This window comes from Eubacterium sp. CAG:161 (genome assembly GCF_000432355.1).
In the GTDB taxonomy this organism is placed as follows: domain Bacteria; phylum Bacillota; class Clostridia; order Lachnospirales; family Lachnospiraceae; genus Eubacterium_G; species Eubacterium_G segne.
Window position 1 is genome coordinate 1 of sequence record NZ_HF991866.1, and the last position, 7,324, is coordinate 7,324.

Here is a 7,324-nt window from a genome sequence, read left to right on the forward strand (position 1 = left end):
AAGCAAGCTTTTGACGCTTAATGATTTTTGGTGATGCACGTCTTTGCTTACGCAAAGAGTGCTGTGCTGTAGTATCTGTCTCCTGAGTCAGGTAATAATGCTACGATTACTTTTCCTTTGTTTTCAGGTCTCTTTGCTAATTCTTTTGCTGCGTATAATGCTGCTCCTGATGAAATTCCTACTAATACGCCTTCTGTTTTTGCAATGTTCTTCCCTTCTGCAAATGCGTCTTCGTTTGATACAGGAAATACTTCATCATATATCTTTGTATTTAAAACTTCCGGTACAAATCCGGCGCCAATACCCTGAATCTTGTGAGCTCCTGCTTTTCCTTCTGATAATACAGGGCTTGTTTGTGGTTCAACAGCTACAACCTTTACGTCAGGATTCTTTGACTTTAAGTATTCACCAACACCTGTAATTGTTCCGCCTGTACCAACACCGGCTACAAAAATATCAACCTTCCCATCTGTATCTTCCCAGATTTCAGGACCTGTTGTAAGTCTGTGTGCCTTTGGATTTGACGGATTTACAAACTGTCCTACAATTACTGAACCAGGTGTGTTTTCATGAATTTCTTCCGCCTTTGCAATGGCTCCCTTCATTCCCTTAGTTCCGTCTGTAAGTACAATTTCTGCTCCATAAGCCTTGATAATGTTTCTTCTCTCAACACTCATTGTCTCCGGAATAGTAATTACTACTTTATATCCCTTTGCTGCTGCTATAGCTGCAATTCCGATTCCTGTATTTCCTGATGTTGGTTCAATAAGTGTTGCTCCCGGCTTAATCTCTCCACTTTCCTCTAAATCTAAAATCATCTGAAGAGCAATTCTGTCTTTAACGCTTCCTGCCGGATTGAAATATTCAAGCTTTGCTAAAATAGTAGCATCCGTTGCTCCAACACTTTCCTGATATTTTGTCACCTCTAATAATGGTGTATTTCCAACTAATTCTGCTGCACTTTTATTTATTTTTGCCATTTTTATATCCTCCAATAATTTAATAAGACTATTTACACATTCGATTTTTACCAATCACTTCTTCTTTACTAACCATCATGGAACAACAGTATGTCTTTCGCATGTTGTAATTATAAGCTGTCTTTGTCTTATTCATTATTCAAATCTCCTTTTCATTTATTCCCTATCTGTTTTGTAGGATATAAAGATATTATCATTTAATTCCTACATTGTCAATAGGATTTTTATATTTTTTAAAAAAATTTATATTTCATATATGTTTAGTATGTTTTAGTGTAAAAATAAAGCTTCTTTCGCCTGTTTTACGGCAAAAAGAAGCTTTATTTTAATTTTCATTTACATCTGTTTTTATAATGGTTCCACCACCAAGAACTGCATCTCCATCGTACAAAACAACGGACTGTCCCTTGGTTATAGCCCTGATTGCTTCATCAAATACAACCTTAACATCTCCATTTTCAAGTACCGATGCCGTACCCTTTGTAAGAGGCTGATGGTATCTTGTTCTTCCGCTTACCTTTACCGGCTCCTTAGGACTTTCCCCGGAAATCCAGTTAAAATCTGTAGCTATAAGTTCATTGGTATATAAATCCTTGTTTCTTCCAACAACAACTTCATTCGTTTCCGGTCTGATTTCCAAAACATAATGCTTTCCTTCCCGTTTTACATTAATGCCTTTTCTCTGACCTACTGTATATCTGTAATATCCGTTGTGTTTTCCTATGACTTTCCCGTTAACATCCAAAAAATTACCGGGACCTATTTTCTTATGGGAATACTGCTCTATAAACTTCTTATGATTTCCATCAGGAATAAAACATATATCCTGGCTGTCATGCTTTGCAGCATTTACCAGATGATGTTTTTCCGCAATCTCCCTTATTTCATCCTTTGTATATTCTCCAAGAGGAAAAATAGTATGTGCCAGCTGTTCCTGAGTCATATGGTACAATACATAGCTTTGATCCTTTGTATCATCAATTCCCTTAAGAAGCTGGTACTTTCCGGTGTTTTCATCAAACTTAACCCGGGCATAATGTCCCGTAACTATAACATCACATCCTAATGCCTCTGCACGTCTGTACAACTCTGTAAATTTTAAATACCTGTTACAGTCAATACATGGATTAGGTGTCATTCCACATTTATAGCAATTGACAAATTTGTCAATAACCATTTCTTTAAATTCTGCCTTAAAGTTAAAAACGTAGTATGGTATTCCAACGTTAAATGCAACACTTCTTGCATCTTCAATATCACTTAATGAACAACAGGTTTTCTCTCTTGACATATTAATATCTTCATTGTCATAAAGCTTCATGGTAACACCTATTGTGTCATATCCGTTTTCCTTCATAAAAACCGCAGCAACACTGCTGTCTACGCCGCCACTCATTGCAACTAAAGCCTTCTTCATTATCGTCATCTCCATCCACTAATAAAAGATAATTAACCAAGTTCTATCATTTTGTCAATACATGCCTTTGCCTTTAATCTTGTATCTTCATCAAGATTAATTTCCTCGCCACCAATTCCCTTGCAACAGTTAAGCACGTCTGTAAGGGTTGTTGCCTTCATGTTATGACAAATGCAGTCTTTTGACAACGGATGGAAAATCTTATCAGGACATTCCATCTGTAAATGGGTTACAATACTGTTTTCAGTTCCAATAATAAATTCCTTTGCCTGGCTGTTTTTGGCATAGCTCATAATTCCTGTAGTTGAACCTGCGTAATCTGACAATTCTACCACTTCCGGCTTACATTCAGGATGAACTAATACTAAAGCATCCGGCCATTTTTCCTTTGCACGTTTAACATCCTCTGAACCCATTCTTGCATGAGTCGGGCAGCCTCCGTTTAACAGCTTAAAGGTTTTCTCTGGTAGCTGCTGTGCTACCCACGCACCTAAATTGCAGTCAGGTATAAATAAGATTTTATCATTTTCTATTTTTTTGCAAATAGTCACTGCTGATGAAGATGTAACGCAAACATCACAAATAGTCTTAAGGGAACTTGTTGTGTTAATATATGCCACCACAGTATAATCCGGATAGGATTTCTTAACCTGTTCAATTAAATCCTTGTCCATCATTTCTGCCATGGGACAGCCTGCGTCTGCATTTGACAGTATTACCTTTTTATCCGGTGAAAGAATCTTCACTGTTTCAGCCATAAATCTGACGCCGCACATAATTACTGTCTTAGCACTGGTCTTTGCAGCCTCTACTGAAAGCCCGAAGCTGTCTCCGGTAAAATCTGCCACCTCTAAAATCTCAGGATTCTGATAACAATGGGCTAAAATGCAAATATCCTTTTCCTTTTTTAACTTTAAAATTTCTTCCTGTAAATCTTTTATCATAAATTCACTCTTTCCTGTAAGCTAAAAGAAAAAATCCATGGCAAAAGATTTGTCTTTATTCGCTTTTAGCTTCTTTCTTTTTCTCGTAATCTTCAATAGCAGCCTTAATTGCTTCTTCTGCTAACACTGAACAGTGTAACTTATGAGCAGGCAATCCGTCAAGTGCTTCTGCAACTGCTTTGTTGGTAAGCTCCAATGCCTCTGATACAGGTTTTCCCTTTATCATTTCTGTTGCCATGGAACTGCTGGCAATTGCTGAGCCACATCCAAATGTATTAAACTTAACATCTGTAATGATTCCATCATTAACCTTAATATATATTTTCATTATATCACCACATTTTGCGTTTCCCACTTCACCTACGCCATCAGCATCTTCTATTTTTCCAACATTTCTAGGATTCATGAAATGATCCATAACCTTTTCACTATATAACATATTGACACCTCCAAAAATTAAATAATGTGCTTAATTTCACCTTTTTCCAGTTCATCCCAAACCGGTGAAATTCCTCTTAAATATTCAACAACGTTAGCTATTTCTTTTATCATGTAATCAATTTCTTCCATTGTATTATCACGGCAGATAGTAAGTCTCAAAGAACCATGAGCTATCTCGTGAGGTCTTCCAATAGCTAAAAGTACATGGCTTGGGTCAAGGGACCCTGATGTACACGCTGAACCTGAAGATGCGGCAATTCCCTTAGCATCTAATAATAACAATAATGACTCTCCTTCAATTCCTTCAAAGCAGAAATTTACATTTCCCGGAAGTCTCTTTTCTCTGTCACCATTTAAAATAGAATGACTGATTTTTTCCAAACCTTCAATAAGGTGATTTCTTAATTTAATTTCAATTTCTGCTGTTTCATCAATGGCTTTTGTTGCATCCATTAATGCTTTTGCCATACCTACAATAGCCGGAAGATTTTCAGTTCCTGCTCTTCTTCCTCTTTCCTGAGCTCCACCTTCTATTATATTTACAAGAGGAATATTCTTTCTTGCAAACAATACTCCAACACCTTTCGGTCCGTGGAATTTATGACCTGATAATGATAACATATCAATATTTTCTTTATTTACATCAATATGAAGATGTCCTGCTGCCTGAACAGCATCTGTGTGGAAAATTACCCCTTTCTCCTTACAGATTTTTCCGATTTCTGCTATAGGCTGGATAGTTCCAATTTCATTATTGGCATACATTATGGTAACAAGAGCTGTATCTTCTCTTATTGCCTTCTCCACATCCTCAGGTTTTACAATTCCACTTTCATCTATATCTAAAAGTGTAACCTCAAAGCCTTCTTTTTCTAATTTATTTAATGTGTGAAGCACTGCGTGATGTTCAATCTTAGTGGAAATAATATGCTTTTTATTCTTTCTTGCACCAAACTTTGCTGCTGAAATAATTGCCTGGTTATCAGCTTCGCTTCCGCCTGATGTAAAATATATTTCCTTAAAATCAGCTCCTAAGCACTGTGCCGCTTCAACTCTTGCCTTTTCTAATGCCTCTTTAGCCTTCTGTCCTACAGTATGAAGGCTTGATGGGTTACCATACACATTGTTCATAATGTCAACCATGGCATCAATAGCTGCCTGACTTGTCTTTGTTGTTGCCGCATTGTCAGCGTATATATACATAATGTCTCCTCCTTATTCCTATCTTTTTCATAGGAATTATACTTCATATAGTTTTATTTGTAAAGCCCTTTATTCATAATTGTTATAAAGGTATTATTTGCACTAATTTGACAGTTAATTCAATACATTCTTAGCAATATCAAAAAGATGTATCGCATTAATTAATCTCCTTAACCAATGCGGTACATCTCCTTAAAGTGAAATCTATAGAAAAACTATTTAAACTGATGTCCCTGAATCTGTAATCTCATACCACTTACATACCCACTAAAGAATAAATAACTACTCATGTCTGTCTTTACATTTTTGTAAGTCACTACCCTGTCTCCATTAAGAGTAGCTTTCGCAGCTTTAATGCATTTCTTATTAAGTCTGCCTTCATCGTATAACTTTAAAGCTTTCTTTAATGAACCGTTTCTTACAGGTCCGAACTGTCCCGGCTGATAAATAACCTTCTTTAACGTTCCCGGAAAATCCTTAGAACGCACACGGTTCATAATAACAATACCAACTGCTTTCTTTCCTGCATAACACTCTGAACCGGCTTCTGCATAAATAATAGCTGACATAAGTCTTAACTTCTGCTTATTGTAACGGTTCTTAACATTTACATTAATCTTAGCATATACAGAACCATCTGCCTTTGATGTTAACGTAATGGTTGTGGCACCTTTCTTAATACCTTTAACCGTTCCTGCTGCCGTAACTGTGGCAACCTTTGTATTATCTGAAACTATATTGTATAAACGCTTTAATTTTGCCTTCTTTATGCCTAAAGCCTTCGGGCTTGAAAAAGTGCTGTTTACCTTAACATTCTTTGAAACTGTAATCACATCATTTGTTTGAGAAGCCGTAACTGTTTTTGCTTCATTATTAACACTTTTCGCCGACACACTTAAAGGACATAAAGTAACTATCATAAGGGACGCTAAAAGCAACCCGTATATTTTACTCTTCACCCTAACCTCCGTTTGTTACGAAATTATTACAATGTTTTCACAGTTGTTAATTATGCCGTAATTTTTGTAATTTGTCAATAAGGATTACGTAACACTTAATTAACACAAGAATACTTAAGCCTTAAATTATTTTATTTTTATGTTTTTATTTTTTTACATTTCCATCCATCAAGTCCTTCAAAGTAACATTTTCAAGGTAATCATCTATTACCTCATCTAACTGTTTCCACAATGGATATGTTACACACTTCTCCATTCTGTCACAGCTTCCCCCTTCTTCTAAACAGGAAACCGGTGCTAAGGTACCCTCCGCCAGTTTTATAATGGAACCTACACTGTATTCTGAAGGATCTTTAATTAATCTGTAGCCTCCTGCCTTTCCTCTTTGGCTTTTGACCATTTTTCCTCTATTAAGTATAGACACAATCATTTCAAGGTATTTCATGGATATCTGCTGTCTCTTTGCCACGTCCTTTAGGGAAACAAATCCTTCCTTGGAATTTTGTGCCAAATCTATCATAACCCTTAGAGCATAACGCCCTTTTGTTGAAATCATCATTTTAACTGCCTCCTTCTTTAATTCCTAGTATATAATAGGGATTAAAGAAAATCAATTGGTGTTTTTCCCTAACCTATAAGGCATTCTTCTTTTTGCCTACACTGTCAATAATTTTATTTCCACAAAAATATGTAACATATCCAATGATAATTCCCATAACAATTCCTCCTAAAATGTCTGTAGGGAAGTGTACATACAGGTATAATCTTGAGAAAGCCATAAGAGCGGTTATTGGAATAACTATTATTCCCCATTTTTTCCTATATAATGTAATAACTGTTGCTGCAATAGTTGAGGACAATGCATGTCCCGACGGAAATGAATAATCCTTTGGATTTGCAATAAGTAGATTAAAATCTGTATTTATCCAGCACGGTCTTGATCTCATAACCAGATTTTTTAATATTCCATTTCCTATTATAACTCCTAACAATAATCCAATAAGTACCAGCAATCCTGCTTTTTTATGTTTTTTGCTAATAAGCAGTCCTATGGCTATGGCAATCCAAATTATTCCCATTTCTCCTAACAATGTGAATTTACTCATAAATACATCTAAAAAATCACATTGCAAGTTTTCCTGTATCCAGTTTAAAACATTCCAATCCAATGACATAACAACCTCGCTTTTATATTTATGTTTATTATATATTTAATCACAAACCTATTGTCTTTGCAAATAAACATTTTCATATCTTTATTACGAAAATTTTAACTTTTTTTAATTTTATTGTTGACAAAGCCATTGCCATATAGTATTATATGTCTTGCGTGTGACACACACGAAACAATGCGCGAGTGGCTCAGTGGTGGAGCACCTC

At 35.8% G+C, this 7,324-nt stretch carries 8 protein-coding genes; all 8 read right to left on the bottom strand.

Annotation, left to right across the window (positions count from 1 at the left end; translation table 11 throughout):
• Nucleotides 1-47: 47 nt before the first annotated feature.
• The 8 genes from cysK to Q5O30_RS06400 all read right to left on the bottom strand — a co-directional run bounded on the left by cysK (nucleotide 48) and on the right by Q5O30_RS06400 (nucleotide 7,119).
• A complete protein-coding gene (gene cysK, locus Q5O30_RS06365) occupies nucleotides 48-980 on the bottom strand; it encodes a cysteine synthase A (RefSeq protein WP_021952914.1) in 933 nt (310 codons plus the stop codon).
• Between the two features lie 325 nt (nucleotides 981-1,305).
• Nucleotides 1,306-2,397: a tRNA 2-thiouridine(34) synthase MnmA gene (gene mnmA, locus Q5O30_RS06370; protein ID WP_021952916.1), complete on the bottom strand. Its 1,092-nt coding sequence runs from the start codon at nucleotides 2,395-2,397 to the stop codon at nucleotides 1,306-1,308.
• 32 nt (nucleotides 2,398-2,429) lie between these two features.
• Nucleotides 2,430-3,341 carry a quinolinate synthase NadA gene (gene nadA / locus Q5O30_RS06375; RefSeq protein ID WP_021952917.1) on the bottom strand — a complete coding sequence of 304 codons (912 nt, stop codon included), beginning with the start codon at nucleotides 3,339-3,341 and terminating at the stop codon, nucleotides 2,430-2,432.
• A 55-nt stretch (nucleotides 3,342-3,396) separates the two neighbouring features.
• On the bottom strand, nucleotides 3,397-3,780 hold the full coding sequence (gene nifU, locus Q5O30_RS06380) for a Fe-S cluster assembly scaffold protein NifU (protein ID WP_021952918.1): 384 nt from the start codon (nucleotides 3,778-3,780) through the stop codon (nucleotides 3,397-3,399).
• 17 nt (nucleotides 3,781-3,797) lie between these two features.
• Complete coding sequence (gene nifS / locus Q5O30_RS06385) at nucleotides 3,798-4,985, bottom strand: cysteine desulfurase NifS (protein ID WP_021952919.1); 1,188 nt, start codon at nucleotides 4,983-4,985, stop codon at nucleotides 3,798-3,800.
• Nucleotides 4,986-5,200: 215 nt separating this feature from the next.
• Nucleotides 5,201-5,944 (bottom strand): cell wall hydrolase, encoded by a 744-nt coding sequence (locus Q5O30_RS06390; protein ID WP_021952920.1) that lies wholly within the window; start codon nucleotides 5,942-5,944, stop codon nucleotides 5,201-5,203.
• Nucleotides 5,945-6,089: 145 nt separating this feature from the next.
• Nucleotides 6,090-6,503, bottom strand: a complete 414-nt coding sequence (locus Q5O30_RS06395; protein WP_021952921.1) for an Rrf2 family transcriptional regulator — start codon at nucleotides 6,501-6,503, stop codon at nucleotides 6,090-6,092.
• Nucleotides 6,504-6,576: 73 nt separating this feature from the next.
• Entirely contained in the window at nucleotides 6,577-7,119 is a 543-nt protein-coding gene (locus Q5O30_RS06400) for a phosphatase PAP2 family protein (RefSeq protein WP_021952922.1), read from the bottom strand.
• Between the last annotated feature and the right edge of the window lie 205 nt (nucleotides 7,120-7,324).

What these genes read in the sequence shown, in the direction of transcription:
- nifS (WP_021952919.1), bottom strand. Translation starts at nt 4,985, where the DNA reads ATGTATATATACGCTGACAATGCGGCAACAACAAAGACAAGTCAGGCA.
- nifU (WP_021952918.1), bottom strand. Translation starts at nt 3,780, where the DNA reads ATGTTATATAGTGAAAAGGTTATGGATCATTTCATGAATCCTAGAAAT.
- Q5O30_RS06395 (WP_021952921.1), bottom strand. Translation starts at nt 6,503, where the DNA reads ATGATGATTTCAACAAAAGGGCGTTATGCTCTAAGGGTTATGATAGAT.
- mnmA (WP_021952916.1), bottom strand. Translation starts at nt 2,397, where the DNA reads ATGAAGAAGGCTTTAGTTGCAATGAGTGGCGGCGTAGACAGCAGTGTT.
- Q5O30_RS06400 (WP_021952922.1), bottom strand. Translation starts at nt 7,119, where the DNA reads ATGTCATTGGATTGGAATGTTTTAAACTGGATACAGGAAAACTTGCAA.
- nadA (WP_021952917.1), bottom strand. Translation starts at nt 3,341, where the DNA reads ATGATAAAAGATTTACAGGAAGAAATTTTAAAGTTAAAAAAGGAAAAG.
- cysK (WP_021952914.1), bottom strand. Translation starts at nt 980, where the DNA reads ATGGCAAAAATAAATAAAAGTGCAGCAGAATTAGTTGGAAATACACCA.